Annotated in this window: 15 protein-coding genes and 2 pseudogenes; 4 read left to right on the forward strand and 13 right to left on the reverse strand. The window is 61.9% G+C overall.

The genetic code is table 11. The features are described from left to right. The first annotated feature begins 865 nt into the window (after nt 1-865). Nucleotides 866-2032: a TetR/AcrR family transcriptional regulator gene (locus JQT59_RS34410; protein ID WP_213574064.1), complete on the forward strand. Its 1167-nt coding sequence runs from the start codon at nt 866-868 to the stop codon at nt 2030-2032. Nucleotides 2033-2146: 114 nt separating this feature from the next. On the opposite strand, the gene JQT59_RS34415 is transcribed toward JQT59_RS34410, so the two are convergent. Next, on the reverse strand, nt 2147-2638 hold the full coding sequence (locus tag JQT59_RS34415; protein WP_213574066.1) for a nuclear transport factor 2 family protein: 492 nt from the start codon (nt 2636-2638) through the stop codon (nt 2147-2149). A 51-nt stretch (nt 2639-2689) separates the two neighbouring features. Beyond that, a complete protein-coding gene (locus JQT59_RS34420) occupies nt 2690-3451 on the reverse strand; it encodes an enoyl-CoA hydratase/isomerase family protein (protein ID WP_213574068.1) in 762 nt (253 codons plus the stop codon). Between the two features lie 183 nt (nt 3452-3634). Between JQT59_RS34420 and JQT59_RS34425 the strand changes: the two genes are divergently transcribed. Both JQT59_RS34425 and JQT59_RS38550 read left to right on the forward strand, forming a co-directional pair. Further along, on the forward strand, nt 3635-5164 hold the full coding sequence (locus JQT59_RS34425) for a class I adenylate-forming enzyme family protein (protein ID WP_213574070.1): 1530 nt from the start codon (nt 3635-3637) through the stop codon (nt 5162-5164). A gap of 268 nt (nt 5165-5432) precedes the next feature. Beyond that, nucleotides 5433-5633, forward strand: a pseudogene (locus JQT59_RS38550) (IS110 family RNA-guided transposase); the annotation flags it as partial. A 220-nt stretch (nt 5634-5853) separates the two neighbouring features. Here the strand turns inward: JQT59_RS38550 and JQT59_RS38555 are convergent. From JQT59_RS38555 to JQT59_RS34435, 5 genes and pseudogenes are all read right to left on the reverse strand, one after another. Beyond that, the gene (locus JQT59_RS38555; protein ID WP_502939890.1) at nt 5854-5991 is read right to left on the reverse strand and encodes a transposase; all 138 of its coding nucleotides are present in this window, start codon (nt 5989-5991) and stop codon (nt 5854-5856) included. Then, complete coding sequence (locus JQT59_RS38560; RefSeq protein ID WP_502939896.1) at nt 5928-6191, reverse strand: hypothetical protein; 264 nt, start codon at nt 6189-6191, stop codon at nt 5928-5930. The genes JQT59_RS38555 and JQT59_RS38560 overlap by 64 nt, the downstream gene beginning before the upstream one ends. Next, on the reverse strand, nt 6163-6423 hold the full coding sequence (locus JQT59_RS37440) for an IS110 family transposase (protein ID WP_249354028.1): 261 nt from the start codon (nt 6421-6423) through the stop codon (nt 6163-6165). Before JQT59_RS37440 ends, JQT59_RS38560 begins: the two co-directional genes overlap by 29 nt. 26 nt (nt 6424-6449) lie before the next feature. Further along, nucleotides 6450-6578, reverse strand: a complete 129-nt coding sequence (locus JQT59_RS37845) for a hypothetical protein (protein ID WP_283254037.1) — start codon at nt 6576-6578, stop codon at nt 6450-6452. Nucleotides 6579-7042: 464 nt separating this feature from the next. Beyond that, nucleotides 7043-7484, reverse strand: a pseudogene (locus tag JQT59_RS34435) (helix-turn-helix domain-containing protein); the annotation flags it as partial. 136 nt (nt 7485-7620) lie between these two features. On the opposite strand from JQT59_RS34435, the gene JQT59_RS34440 reads away from it, so the two are divergent. Next, nucleotides 7621-8379, forward strand: a complete 759-nt coding sequence (locus JQT59_RS34440; protein ID WP_213574072.1) for a TetR/AcrR family transcriptional regulator — start codon at nt 7621-7623, stop codon at nt 8377-8379. 33 nt (nt 8380-8412) lie between these two features. Here the strand turns inward: JQT59_RS34440 and JQT59_RS34445 are convergent, their stop codons facing one another. From JQT59_RS34445 to JQT59_RS34470, 6 genes are read right to left on the reverse strand one after another with little or no spacing between them, the layout of a single operon-like run. Continuing rightward, complete coding sequence (locus JQT59_RS34445) at nt 8413-9651, reverse strand: NAD(P)/FAD-dependent oxidoreductase (RefSeq protein WP_213574074.1); 1239 nt, start codon at nt 9649-9651, stop codon at nt 8413-8415. Then, entirely contained in the window at nt 9648-9839 is a 192-nt protein-coding gene (locus JQT59_RS34450) for a ferredoxin (RefSeq protein WP_213574076.1), read from the reverse strand. The genes JQT59_RS34445 and JQT59_RS34450 overlap by 4 nt, the downstream gene beginning before the upstream one ends. Before the next feature lie 49 nt (nt 9840-9888). Then, nucleotides 9889-11286: an aldehyde dehydrogenase family protein gene (locus JQT59_RS34455; protein ID WP_213574078.1), complete on the reverse strand. Its 1398-nt coding sequence runs from the start codon at nt 11284-11286 to the stop codon at nt 9889-9891. Between the two features lie 7 nt (nt 11287-11293). Continuing rightward, on the reverse strand, nt 11294-12085 hold the full coding sequence (locus tag JQT59_RS34460) for a coniferyl-alcohol dehydrogenase (RefSeq protein ID WP_213574080.1): 792 nt from the start codon (nt 12083-12085) through the stop codon (nt 11294-11296). 26 nt (nt 12086-12111) lie between these two features. Then, complete coding sequence (locus tag JQT59_RS34465; RefSeq protein WP_213574082.1) at nt 12112-13365, reverse strand: cytochrome P450; 1254 nt, start codon at nt 13363-13365, stop codon at nt 12112-12114. Continuing rightward, a complete protein-coding gene (locus JQT59_RS34470) occupies nt 13362-14906 on the reverse strand; it encodes an acyl-CoA synthetase (protein ID WP_213574084.1) in 1545 nt (514 codons plus the stop codon). The genes JQT59_RS34465 and JQT59_RS34470 overlap by 4 nt, the downstream gene beginning before the upstream one ends. Between the last annotated feature and the right edge of the window lie 28 nt (nt 14907-14934).

Below are 14934 nucleotides of genomic sequence, written 5' to 3' on the forward strand. Positions count from 1 at the left end.
CCGACGGTGATGACCAAACCACCACCGTCATCACCGGTGAAGGATCCGGCATCAACCCGGCAACGGCCGCAGACATTCGGCGCGGGCGGCTCTAATCTCGTGATCTGCGGACGCACCCCCGCCAAACTCGACCGTGCTACATAGTCGCTGCGACAGACCGGTGCCCACGTAGTCGCGGTCGAGGCGGACGTCCGCGAGGAGGCAGTCCGAGCGGTGTCCGATTCGGCCGCTGAAGAGTTCGGACGCATCGATCACGTCGTCGCGGGCGCCGCAGATAGAGATCGAGGCGGTCGATACCAGCCGAAACCCACTGCCGTCCAGCCAGGTTGGCGAGCTCCCATTCGAGGACCATAGTTGTTCGACGGCTACACGGACAAGGCTGTCACCACTGCACAGGTCGACGAGGCCGGTTGGTTCTATCCGGGATATATCGGGCGGGCGGTCGACGGGGGTGAGGAGTGACCGATCGATCGAACGACATCATACACCGTGGTGGCGAGAAGTTCTCGACCCAGGACATCGAGACCGCCATGCTCGCCCATCCCGATACACCTCGGCCGCGGTAACCGCCGTCCCGGACGAGCGGTTCGGTGAGGGAGTCGGCGTGTGGCTCAGCCTCGTGGTCGGAGCGAACTGGGAGGGCCTTGAGAAGTTATCTCGAGAATCTCACCGGACCTCAGGCTCGCGAAGTCGAAGTTCCCCGCAGAGTGGCATGTCGTCGACGGAATCCCCACGATCGCGTCAGGGAAGATCCAGAATTTCTGGCTACGCGAGGTAAACGATATCGCTGTCGAAATCGGTGCGCGGCTCCAGTAGGAATGCTCTGTCCTGCGGTGCACTCTATACTTATCGGGTTGGCAGGGAGGTGCACATCAATAGTCAGAGTCGGCAACGCCAGATCGTTCGGGGGGCTGCCTCGCTGTTCAGAAGGCGTGGCTACCAGCAGGTCTCGCTCAAAGAGCTTGCAACGGAGGTCGGCATCACGGCGCCGGCCCTCTACAAGCACTTTTCGGGCAAGTCAGAGATTCTTCACGCCGCCCTTTCGTGGGGACTGAGCGAGGTCCTGGAGGCGATTGCACAGGCAAACGCTGCCCAGGTATCATTCCACGAGTCGCTCGCCGATCTGACCGAGGCAGCAATCGAGCACAGGGATCTGTGGATTCTCATCCACCGCGATCTGCGAAACCTCGACGAGACAGCTCAGGCCGAGGTGCGTCGACAGCTGAGGGAGATTCGCCTCGCCATTCGGGAGATACTGGCGACTGAACAACCAGCAGCAAGCCGCGACGAGCTGGACGTCCGAGCACGCGCGGTCATCGCATGCATGGCGGCGCCTGCCGAGTATCCCCAGAAGAGTACGGGCACCGCGTTGGTCCGAAATATCGCAGCCGCCGCGGCGAATGTCAGCACGGTGGGATACCGCACCGATCGGCCGCCACGTGGACGTATGCCAATTCTTCAGCCGTTCCAGCCACGAGTGTCCCGCAGGGAGCAGATCCTCGCATCCGCCGCGGACCTCTTCGCCCAGCGTGGCTACGACGCAGTGGGAGTGACCGACATCGGTGGTGCAGTGGGGATATCGGGGCCGAGTGTCTACTCTCACTTCGAAACCAAGATAGAGATTCTCGAAACACTGATGCGGCGTGCTGTCGGCTGGATCGAGTTCGATCGTGCGCTCGTGTTCGCCGAATCGTCAGATCCGTGCGAGATCTTCAGTCTGTGGGTTCATCGGTATGCCCAGATGGCGACGAGTAACCGGGCACTGTTCGTGATCTACACGGATGAGATTCCGAATCTTCCCGACAATGAACGGCGATGGGTGGAGCGGTCGCATCAGGACTACTTCCACTCGTGGGTGAGTCTCGTCGGCGAGGTCACCGCGCTCAAGGATTCCGAGGCGAACGCCATGGCATCGTGCGCGCTGAGTGTCATCAACGACCTTTCGGGATCCACAAAGGCTCACGTGCACAGCGATTTCGTGACAATCCTCGCGAACATCGCGGTGGACCTGGTCGTGCCCGTGGGGTCGTAGAACAACGCAGGATTCTGCGGATCTGACACGATCGGTATCCACGATGCCGAGGCGGCCCTGTCAATGGTTCGAGAACCAGATCGACAGTGCCGCCTCGGTTGTGGCGTCTTCGCACTATCCTTCGGCTCGCCAGTCGCCCTGCCCCAGGAGCGAGAGAAGGTACTGCCCTCCTATGCGCTCACCACGGGGCGGGAGTGCCCCGTATTGTCGCATCATCTCGGACAACTCGTACTGGGCGAGGTAGCTGGACAGCAGTCCGTCCTTGAATCCGAGGAAGATGTCGCACCCGAAGGTCTCCGACCGTCGGTCGCTGTCGAACTTGGCCGGCGCGGTGGCACGCTGCAGAAACAGGAAGAGAGCCCGGCCGTCGTCCGGCGCGGTAAAGAACTGCACTTCCTCGAACTCGACGTCGGGCATGACCTTCCAGATCATGTCCGTGTACTCCCGAAGTTCGTCGCGCCCTTCGATGATCCTGGGCCAGAAGACCGTGTCGTCCCAACGAATATCCGGATGAATCAACTCCAACACCCGGTCGGTGTCGTGGGAGTTCCACGCATCGGCCCACCGGGAACCAAAGTCCCGGAGAAACTCTACGGTCTCACTCATGATCTTCCCTTCAGCTAACAGTGTCCCCACACATTCGCGTGGGTGCGCCTTCTACTTGCCGAGCTTCTTGTACGCGTTACCGATACGGTCGACGACGCTGTCGTGCCAGATGACCTCGCGGTAGGCGAGGGTTTCGTAGGTCAGTGCGCTGATCGGATCCATGGCCGGCGATCGGAGCATCATCTCCTTGTTGTTGGCTGCCGACTCGGTCGTTGTCTCGGCGATCGAGGATGCAAGCCGTGTCGCCTCGGCAACAACAGTTCCGGTGGGCACGAGTCTGTCGAGTAGGCCGATGCGGGCGGCCTCGTGCGCATCGACCCTGTCTCCGGACAGGGTGAGCAGCTTCGCCTGGCTCAGTCCGACGATCTTCCAGAGTGGAGAGAAGTACGGGGTCAGTCCCATCTTGATCTGGGGGAAGCCCATCACCACATTCTCGGCACCGATGCGGATGTCGCAGAAGACTGCGATGTCGCAGCCACCACCGAGTGCGGGTCCACCGACGGCGGCGATGGTCGGCTTGGCATAGTCGAGCAGAGTGCCATAGGCGCGCAGACATGCCTTGGAGTAGGCGTCGCGGCGCTCCTTGTTGGTGAACATCGACTGGAGTTTCAGATCCAATCCAGCGCAGAAGACATCTTCACCACCGGTGATGACCACACAGGCGACGTCGTCGTTGTCACGCCATCCGTCGAGGCAGTCGCTCAGATCAGCGAAGAGTTCGAGACTCAACGCATTGCGCCGGTCGAAGCGACTGAAGGCGATGGTGCCGACGCCGTTCGCGATGGATGCGGTGATTTCGGTGTACTTGGACACTCTCACTCCTAGGTTAACGCTCATTAGGTTCACTATGAAGAGTAGCAGGGCGGATCTCTCAAATGAATAGCTACTGGCGGTGGATTAGTCCCCTGATCGAACAGGCTGTTTCATATATGGTTAATCATGGATAGGGTGATCTGAATCTCACAAGAACCTACGGCATACAGCGGAGAAGAACACATGGCAACCATCGGCAGTTCACTCGCCTTCACAGCTCAGCGTGTTCCGGATGCACCCGCACTGCTCTTCGAGGAGCGGCGCCTCTCGTACCGGGAGCTGGATTCGGCGGTCAACCGCCTCGCCCGAGCGTTCGCGGCGCGTGGGCTGGGGAGGGGCGACCGCTGTGCCCTGGTCAGCAGCAACAGCATCGAGTTCGTTCTGTCCCTCTACGCCGCCAGCCGTCTCGGTGCGATAGTCGTCCCGGTCAATCCTCGATCCGCTCCGCCGGAGATCATCCACATCGTGGCCGACTCGGGAGCGAAGGTCATCGTGAGCGAACCTGCGCACTCCCCGCTGGTCCACGAGGCGCTGGTGGGCTTGGCCGATCGCGCGTCCCTGACTCACCTCACGTTGGGACCGGCAGATCACGGGATTGACGCACTGACCGAGAGTGCGGCATTGTCGTCCGATTCCCTCGACGTGGTCGTCGATGAGAACGACGACGCATTGATCGTGTACACGTCCGGAACTACAGGTCTGGCAAAGGGCGTGCTGATGGACCACCACCGACTAATCTGGGCGGGTATCAGTGTCTGCATGGGCTCGGCGGGTATCAACGACGGATCGTGCCTCCTGCATGTCGCCCCGCTGTACCACTCCGGGCAGCTGAACCTGATGTTGCTCACCGGTGTCACGCTCGGCGCCAAGCACGTGATCTTGAAGCAGTTCGATCCCGAGGTCGTTGTCGAAACGATCGCATGCGAGCGTGTCACCGCCTTTTTCGGGGTACCCACGATGTACCAGCTGATGCTCGATGCTCAGAAGAAACTCCAACTCGACCTCAGCTCCTGGACAACCGGATTCTACGGCGCAGCCCCGATGCCGGCCGATGTTGCGGCTCGCATCCAAAAGGAGATCCCGCACGCACGCATCTACTCGTTCTACGGCCAGACCGAGGCAGGACCGAACGGACTCTTCTCGCGCCCGGAAGAGGTGGTCGCTCGCCCCGACGTCACCGCGTACCGGGCAGCCCCGATGATGGCGATCAAAATCGTGGACCAGGACGGAATCGACGTTGCAGCCGGCGAAGTCGGGGAGGTGCTCCTGCGGGGCGAGTCCGTCATGAAGGGCTACTGGAACAACCCCGCGGCGACCGCTGAAACATTGCGGGACGGCTGGCTGCACACCGGAGATCTCGCACGTTTCGACGCCGACGGCGGAATCACCATCGTCGACCGGCTGAAAGACTTGATCATCAGCGGCGGTCGCAACGTCTACTCCGCCGAGGTCGAGTTGGCGGTCGCGAGTCACCCGGCGGTCGCGGACTGCGCGGTCGTCGGTCGACCCCATGAGGTGTACGGAGAGACCGTCGTCGCCGTGGTCACCCTCAACCCCGGAGAAGGCCTGACAATCGAGGAGCTGCGTGAGCACTGCTCGAGGCTGATCGCGGACTACAAGCTTCCCCGCGAGCTGAGGCTGGCGGCCATCCCCAGGAACCAGTCAGGGAAAGTTCTAAAGCGCGAGATTCGCAGCGAACTCCGCGCCGACTGAGCGCCTGCGCCGTCTCCGGCTCGCACGACACAACGCGACCGCAACTCCGGGCAACTGTCATTTGCGCACTTTTCGGACTCCTCCGGATTGACGGTCCGTAGACCGAGTGACGTGTAACCGGGGATCCGGTCCAGCCGGTTTAGACCGTATATAGCGGCTACTCGCGGCTAGGGGTAGTTGCTGGCCGGGACCTCGCTCACGGAACCTCGTCGGTTACCGAGCATCGTTTTCCGTGCTCGGCCTTTCCGACATGTGTGAGGAGGCCACGGTGTTTTGTGAACGTACGAGTGTTGGGTTGGATGTGCATGCCCCTTCGGTCGTCGCGGCGGCGATCGATGGGCAGACGGGAGAGGTGTTCAGGACGCTGTTGACGCCCTCCCACCCCGAGGTGCTCGAGTGGGTCCGCAAACTCACGGGCCCGAGCGCAGTGGCGCCTCTCTATGTCGAGTCGCCGACTCGGTTCGGGTTGTAGAGTCGCCTGCGGTGGGTTCGGGAAGTGACTTATCCGAAGCGCCGGTGCGGAGTGTCAGCCCGGCCGCGCAGGACATGAGAGTCGCCCCCCGAGTGTCCTCCCCGGCCCGCCGCAGGGCTCCGCTCCGGAGTCGCGAAAAAGTTGTCGATAGACGACGTCCGAGAGCCGCCTCTTCAAGCAGCGCAACGCTTCCTTGTAACTCTTTTCCGGCGGCTCGCTACCGTTGGTAGTACGCGCGGCCGGGCGTGTCTCGACCGATCTGGGTGATCGCCATGGTGTGCAGGCAGCAGTTCAGTTGCCGATCTCCGGCGCGGGAGAGCCGATGCCGGACGACGTCGCCGGAGGACGCGTCGATGGGCGCGGTGCCGGTGTAGCTCGCCAATGCGGCCGGCGACCGGAACCGATGGACCGATGGACCGAGCCGACGCGAGCGATGATCTTGCCCGCGGTCAGCGTTGCGATCCCGCACAGCTCGGTCAATGAGCTGCCGGAGTCGACGACCGCCGCCTTGATGTCGCTGGCGGCCTTAGCGATCCGGTGATCCAGTTGCCGCACCTCGGCGACGAGGTCGACAGCGAGACCGCGAAAGGGTCTTGCCGGCGACCTCGCGGGGACGGACCCGCCGCAGCATCTCGGCGGCCCGGTCGGCGCTCAGACTCCGGGGTGCGCCGGCGGGGATCAGGTTGGTGAGCACGACGTGGAGTCGGTTGACGGTCTGGGTGCGTGTCTTGACCAGGTCGTCGCGGTGCTCGACGCTCGCGCGCAGCGCGGTGACAGTGGCGTCCATCCGGGCGGTGGTCAGCCCGTGGCCGGTTAACGCGGCGACCCCACGGACACGGCGTCGGTGTCATCGCTCTTACGGCCGTGACCGGCGGAGAGCAATCGCACCCGCGCGGCCAGCTTCGCGGGGACGTCGATCACGTCCACGCCGTCGTCGCTCATTCGGTTCGTCATTGGTGCGCCCAGGCGCCGGTGGCTCCCTCGATAGCCCAGCCAGCGTCCCTCCAGCGCCGTGCGAATCGGCGTAGCGTTTGGTAGCCGTATGATCGCACCCGCCGCATCGGCTAGCCTGCAACGCTGTCAGGATCTTCGGCCGTACCCCCCGTTCCCAGCGCCAGAACGACCCGTAGACCTCTGCCACAGCCCGTTCCGGGACGGGACGTCCCGGAACGGGCTACCTGTCCGAATTCCGACTATGAGCTGCCGTTTCGTCCACTTCGACGGGGCGACCCGCCGTCGTGTCTCGCGGCAGAAGCGGAGCCAACCGCGCCCATCGTGCGTCGGTCAAGTCCGCCCGCCCCGGCACCGCTGCGCAGGGCACGAGATCTCAGATATTCGGGTGTTTGCTTGGTCGCTGAACCCAGATGCCGGAGACCTCGCTTATTCACCGGCAGCGACACGCCACACTCGTTCAACAGCTTGAACGTCTCGACCCGATACGGCTTGAGTCCGCGGGCGAACCACACGCGCTGGACCGTGTCCTTGGAGACACCGACCACCTCGGCCATCGTCCGGCAACTCCAAATGAGTCTCGCCTTTCGGACGGTAGTTCTGCGTCAGGTCCACGATCTCATCGACCTTCTCCTGCGGGATCGAGGGCTTGCGACCACGACCCTTGCGCACCCACCCAACCGCGCCATGCCGTGCTCGGCGAACCGCACCCCGCCACCGACCCGGCTCTACCGATAACGTCTGAGCGATAGCCGTGTTGGTCATGCCCTCAGACGCCATCAACAGCGCCTTGGCCCGCACCATCTCCCGGTGCGCACCCGACTGTGACCGCGCCAACGATTCGAGCAACACGCGCTGCCCATCGGAAAGGTTCAAAGCGAGGACCGGCTTCCTCATGTACGGATTCTAGCGAATCAAACCAGAATTATTTGCGAGAAATACCACTAGTCTAGTCGCCGTCTGTGCGAATAGTTCGGTCCGGAACCGGCATTGCCATTAACATTATTTCGTTTTCGGTGTAGGTACGTCCAGGATGATTCTTGGTCAGGTGAGCTCGTACGGATTCGACGAAGGCTGCGTCCCGGGCAATTATCATTTCCCCGCACGGACAATTCAATTGATACGCCATGGCATTTCACGTACTTTCATTCGGGATGATCCGGATAGGTGGCTTCCGATCATGCTCACCCAAGTTAAGATTGTCGTGACGAGGGACTCGTTGTCCCTACCAAGAGGAGGTGCCCGGGTGGCGATCGTGAACCGACAGGACTACTTTGATGGAACCCTAGCGATTCTCGCCGCGTCGGGCCACGGTAGCCTTCGTCTGACCAACCTGTGTCGCTCGCTCGGTGTCACTTCAGGGTCGTTTTACAACTGGTTCAAGGACTGGAATGACTTCGTCGACCAGTTCCTTGCATACTGGCTCTCCGAGCAGACCGAAACGATCATGGAAGAAGCGCAGAAACTGGCCGATCCGAGGGCGCGGCTCGAGCGGATGCGTGAGTTCGCGCACGGGGTACCCCACACCGCCGAAGTGGCGATGCGGGCATGGAGTTCCACCGACCCGCGTGTGGCAGCGGTCCAAGCCGAAGTGGACCGGCTGCGCCTCGCACTGATCGAGAAGACCATGGTGGATCTCGGCTTCTCTCAGCCCATTGCCCTTCGGCTTGCCGAATTGGCGCTGAGTATTGTGATAGGTCACCAGCACCTCGATCCCTCGGCTCTGGATTGGTCGCTCGCACAATTCATTGCGTTGGTACGCGTCCAGGCATTCGCGGTCGATCAGTGGTGACGCGACGCGGTCCACACCGAACCGCGCACTGAACTAGCCGACGCGCTCCAGTCTGCGCACCCTACGAGTGGACGCGAAATCCTTGGCATCAGACCAAGATTTCCCCCTGGCGATCATTGTGCGGTACTTCATGATGTCGGCTTGACCGTTGATCGCCAGCGCACCGCGAAGACGTTCACCCGACCGATAGAGGGCGATCCAGGTCCCACCCTCCTCCGGCATACCCTCCACAATCTCGACGTCATCGGCGTCGTCTGCGATACCAACGTACTGGATCCGACTTCCGTACCAGTCCGACCAAAAGTACGGAACCGTCGAATACGGCTTTGCGTCCGTCGGATTGAGAGCGTTGCGAGCAGCATGGGCGCCCTGCTCGGCAGCGGCGGTCCAGTTTTCCATCCGCTGCCGCTTGCCGTACATCTCATTCAGCCATTGGACAACGTCCCCGGCGGCGTAGACGCCCTCGGCCCCCGCGTGGAGCGTCGAGTCGCACGAGATCCCATTCTCGAGGTGAAGTTGGGAACCGGCCAGCCAGTCGGTGGCCGGCTCGACTCCGATGCCCACCACCACCAGATCGGCCGGCAATACCCGCCCGTCGTCGAGGAGCACATCCGCGACACGACCCTCGCCTCGGATCGCCTCGACCCCGACGCCGCACAGCAACGTGGTCCCGTTGAGCCGATGCAGTTGCGCGACTGCCGTGCCGAGCGGTCCCACGGCTCTGAACAGTGGGACGGGCTGCGCCTCCACTATCGTCACGTGAGCCCCACGTTTCCTCGCCGACGACGCCACTTCGGAGCCGATGAATCCAGCTCCGACTATAACCACGTGCGCGCCCTCACGTAGATCGGAACGGATGGCTCGTGCGTCGGCCAGCGACCGCAAGCCGTGTACGCCTGCTAGATCCGACGCCCCCGGGAGCGTTCGGGGCCTCGAGCCTGTCGCAATGACGATGGAGTCGTAGGGCACCTCATCATCACCAACGTGTACCGATTTGGACTCGACGTCGAGGGCCGTGGCCGGACCCCCCAGTCGGAGATCCACCCCCAGCTCATCCCGAAGGTACTCCTCGGTACAGAAGACGGGCGCTTCCCCGGAGTCGCCTTCGAGGAACGCCTTCGACAGGGGCGGTCGGTCGTAAGGAAGTTCTGCCTCGGCACCGATGAGCGTGATTGTTCCTCGGTAGTCGGCCTTCCGTGCCGCCTCGACCGCCCGTAGTCCGGCGAGCGAAGCGCCGACCACCACGAGCCGGTCGTTTCCGTTGATGATCATCGCTCGATCGAGAGAGCGATCGTCGGACAACCTGCTACCGACTGCTCGAGCAACTCGAGATCATCGTCGTCGACCTCATCCCTGAGTACTTCGAGATCGCCGTCGTCGTTGACCTCAAAGTACCCGGGAGCGATCGACTCGCAGATCCCGAGACCCGTGCACTTGCCAAAGTCCACTTTAATTCTCATCAGTTGATTCCTCTCTTCCATATCTCTGTCTGTGGCCTCCCGGTCCGACTCAGAACATCCGCCGGAACAGTTTGAGAGCCCTGTCGCTGTAGGGCGGATACATGAACTTCAGGTCCGGCCACAACGACTGCGACAGGACAGACTTCCGGTGGCTCATTGCCTCGAATCCCCACCGTCCGTGGTATGCACCCATTCCACTGGCGCCGACACCTCCGAACGGGAGGTTCGGGACCATGCAATGCATCGCGACGTGATTGATGACCGCACCACCGGCGGGCATGCGGTCGATCAATGCGCGCGCTCGTCTGTTCGACTTGGTGAACACGTAGACCGCGAGCGGCTTCGACCTGGAATTGACCAGGTGAACTGCATCGTCCTCGAGTGAGTCGACACCGATGATGGGCAGGATGGGACCGAAGATCTCCTCCTGCATCAACGGTTCGTCCAGAGACGGCTCGACGACGATCGTCGGCTCGATCGACAGGGCAGACTCGTCAATCCCCCCGCCGAGGACGATCTCACCCTCGGTTGCCTCGAGGTAGCCGGCGAGCCTCCGGAACTGACGATCGTTGACAATCCGCATCGCCGGCCGTTGGCCCACCCGGAACTCCTGGGTGACGGCCTTCAACTTTTCGACCAACGCGTCGCGAACCTCGCGCTGGACCAGCACATAGTCCGGAGCGATACAGGTCTGGCCCGAGTTCATGAGTTTGACCCAGAGAAGTCGGCGTGCCACGACGCCGAGATCCGCATCCGACGCCACAAGAGCAGGGCTCTTGCCACCCAACTCGAGAGTAACGGGAGTCAGGGTCGGCGCGGCGCCCGCCATGATGTGCCGGCCGACCTCCGTGCCGCCGGTGAACAGGACGTGATCGACACCGGTACCCAGAAGTTCTTGGGTCACCGAGGCGTCACCTTCGACGACCCGCACTGCGGACGAATCCAGATATGTGGGAATTAGTTCCGCGAGGAGGGCGGATGTCCTCGGCGCGTGCTCGGACGGCTTGATCACCGCGCAATTGCCCGCCGCCACAGCAGCCACCAATGGGCCCAGCGTCAGATAGACGGGATAGTTCCACGGTCCGACGATCAAGACGACGCCCAACGGCTCGTACTGGATCCAGGCATTGCCGGGACGAAGGGTCAGCGGCAGCCCAGTGCGCTTGCGTCGCATCCAGCGGCGCAGGTTCTTCCGGGCATACTCCGCTTCTCCCTTGGTCGAGGCGATCTCGCCGAGCCAGCACTCAACCGCGTTTCGCCCCAGATCTGCCTCCAACGCCTCGGCGATTGCGGCTTCCTCGTTGTCGACGAGTCGGGTGATGTTCTCGAGTTGCACCAGTCGCCACTGTAAGTTCCTGGTGTGCCCTGAGTTGTGGACCATGCGAAGGTCACGGACTACGGCTGCCGCGTCCTGACCGGACTCAGGTCGGCGTGCGGTGATTGTCATGGACGGCTCAGATCTCGGGTTGGGGGAAGAGGTCGGTCGCTAGCGCTCCGCTGATGCCACCATCGACCGCGAGGGCATGCCCGTTGATCCATCCTGCCTCCTCGGATGCGAGGAATACGATTGCCCGGGCGATGTCGATGGGGACGGCGTGGCGGCCAACAAGGTCGCGTACTCCGTCGAGCGTGTCCTTACCCATGGTCTGCTCGAAATCCGAAAGGATGGGCGTATCGACCGGGCCGGGCAAGATCGCGTTGATCCGCAGTCCCTGACCAGCGAGTCCCAGACCCATCATCATCGTGTAAACCGTGGAGACTTCTTTGGAGAAGTTGTAGGCGTTGCCCTCCTGCGGATTCTCCTTGAACCATTGAAGGCCTTCGCCGAAGGTTTCTGTGGCGAGCACTTCCTTGATGGCGTCGAGTCGACTCGGCCATCCGAACCCGGCCGTCGACGACACCACGACGATCGACGCTCCGGATACCAGGCGACCCATCAGGGCCTCGGTCAGGTGCCGAACCGCAAGAGAGTTGACAGAGAAGACCACCTCCGCCGGCGCCGTGCCCGGCACTCCGGCGACATTCAGCAAAGCGTCAAACTCACCGTCGAGCTGCTCGACAGCCGAATCGATGCTCGCCTCGTCAGCGAGATCGACTGCGATGTGCCCAGTGACCTCGACAGTGGGTTCGTTCCTGTCGAGGCTGTACACCCGAGCGCCGGCGGCAGTCAGGATCTGGGCGGTGGAAGCCCCGATTCCCGAGGCAGCTCCCGTGATGATGATCCTCTTCCCGGTCCAGTCAGTCATGTTTTCTTCCTTGACTATTCAGTCGATCAGTGGATTGTGCAGGGCATCGACTTCACCGATCTGATGAAGGATCCTGCGAGGAACTCAGGCTCTCCTACGCGGAGAGCCGGTACTCGATGGAGGAGCTGGTCGAAGATCTCGCGGAGCTGGATCTTGGCGACGAAATTGCCCATGCAGAAGTGCGGGCCGCGGCCGCCGAATCCGACATGCGGATTGGGATTCCGAGTGATGTCGAACTCGTGAGGTCGCTCGAAGACCGACTCGTCACGGTTGCCGGAGGGATAGACCATGACGACCCAATCACCCTCACGGAGTGATTGTCCCGCGAACTCCACATCCTGCGTGACAGTCCTCCGAAAAGTCATCACCGGCGAGACAAAGCGGACGAACTCCTCCACAGCCGTTCCGATGTGCACGTCATAGTCCGACAGCAGAAGTTCACGCTGGGCAGGAAAATCCTGGAATGCCTCGGTGATCAGAGTCGTGGTGTTCCGGGTGGTGTCGTTGCCTGCCACTGACAGCAGGACGAAGAACGCCCCGATCTCGTCGTCGGTGAGACGAACACCGCCGACCTCGGCCTGGACCAAGGCGGTCATCAGGTCTGACTTGGGCTCCGCACGCCGACGTCCCGCGAACTCGATCCCGATAATCAGCAACTTGACCAGGGCACCGTTGAGCAACTCGACAGGATGGCGACCCGCCGCAACCTCATCGTCGTTCCACGCAACCATCTCCTCAGCGGCATGCGCGGCTTCTTCGCGGTACTTCTGTTCCAAACCGAGCATCTCGTAGATGGTCCACATGGGCAGACGCTTGGAGACAAGCTGTACGAAATCACCCTCGGAGACCTTGAGTAGATCGTCGACGATGGTCGTCGCCTGTTGGCGGATCTGATCGTGGATCTGCGTCACACGCTTCGGCGTGAACGCGGAGCTGATCACCTTGCGAAGCCGCGCGTGCTTGGGATCGTCCATCCCGAGGAACGACGACGCTGCCTCGAGGACGTCTTCAGACAGCTCCTCCATGTTTACGCCGTGTGCGGAACTGAATAATTCCGGCTTCTGGCTGACCTGCGAGATCAACTCATGGGAAGTCGCTACCCAAATGCCATCGATGTCAGGCGTCAGCAGACCGCCCTGCATCGGCCGATGCCAAGACAACGGACGTTCTGTCCGTAAAATTTCGAATGTCTTGTCGCGTTCTTCGGCAGTCTGCGTCCAGAATTCGAGTTCCGAGACGCTCAGAGGATCGTACGGCCGCTTGGTCGTGGTGCTGGTCATGCGCTGACACCTTCGGATTCGTATTGTGCAGTCAACTTGCGTTTGAGCAACTTGCCTGTCGGGGTACGCGGTATCTCTGCGACGAAGTCAACCGAGCGCGGCACCTTGAATCCTGCGACGCGTTCACGCGCGTACGCGAGAATCTCGGCAGCGACGGCGTCGCTCGGTTCCACGCCGCTCTTGAGCTGCACTACCGCCTTGACCCTCTGCCCCATCTCGGGATCAGGAACACCGATCACGGCGACGTCAAAGATCTTGTCGTGCAGAGTGAGAGCGTTCTCGACTTCCTGCGGGTAAATGTTGACGCCACCCGAGATGATCACGAAGGCCTGCCTGTCCGCAAGGTACAGATAGCCGTCCTCGTCGATGTGACCGAGGTCGCCGACCGTGGTCCATGTCTGCTTGTTGGGATGAGTGGCCTTCAGCGTCTTTTCTGGATCCTTGTGGTACGCAAAGGGGTGGATCTCACGCTCGAAGTAGACGGTCCCGACCTCACCGGCCGGGAGTTCATTCCCTTCGTCGTCGCAGATGTGCGCGACCCCCAAGCCATGACAGCCCACCGAACCCGGCTTCTTGAGCCACTCCGGCGTCGAGATGAAAGACATTCCGTGCTGCTCACTGGCGCCGTAGTACTCGAAAAGCACCGGCCCCCACCACTCGACCATGGCCTGCTTCACTTCGGGCGGGCACGGCGCTGCGGCATGAACCGCCATCCGCAGCGATGACATGTCGTACTTGGTACGCACATCGTCATCGAGCTGGAGCATCCGAACGAACATTGTCGGGACGAACTGGGCGATTGTCACCTTGTACTGTTCGACGGCCTTGAGCGCACCCTCGGGGTCGAACTTCCCCATCTGCACCACGGTTCCCCCGAGTGCCTGCACTGACGATGCCCACTTCAGCGGCGCCGCGTGATACACGGGAGCCGGCTGAAGATACACGTCATCGGCTCCAACCTTGAACATCTGGGCCATCAACGCCGTGACCGGGTCGCCGGGTTCATCCACCTGAATCGTCGGGAGCGTAGGCCGAATCCCCTTGGGAACTCCCGTTGTTCCCGAAGAGTAGAGCATATCGGAGCCGCGTGGCTGGTCGGTGAGGCGAGGCAACGTCGACGCGATCAGCTCGGAGTACGGAGTATGCTTCGCCGCTGCACCGCCGAAGATGAAACGGTGACGAACCCCAGGCGTCAATTCGATGATCGCTGTCGCGAGGTCGGCGAGGGCGGCCGACACAAAGATGGCCTTCGCATCGCAATCGTCGACGATGAAGGCGACCTCCGGCACGGCGAGGTGACGATTGATCGGCGTGATGTACAAACCGGACCGCAGAGCCGCCCAATAGATCGGATAGCACTCGATTACGTTGTCCGACAGGAGCGCAATGACGTCACCCTTGCGGAAACCCAACGAGTGGAGCTCGGCCGCGATAGCCGCCGAATGGTCGTCGAGTTGTCGATACGTGAGGACCTCGCCGGTCTCAAACGAGATGACCGCGGGCTTGTCCGGTGTCTGTTTTGCCACAGTTCCTGGATACATGTGATCGATACTTTCTCTCGCGGGAGGT

Origin of the sequence: Rhodococcus sp. USK13, from assembly GCF_018343855.1 — a bacterium.
Lineage (GTDB): Bacteria > Actinomycetota > Actinomycetes > Mycobacteriales > Mycobacteriaceae > Rhodococcus_F > Rhodococcus_F oxybenzonivorans.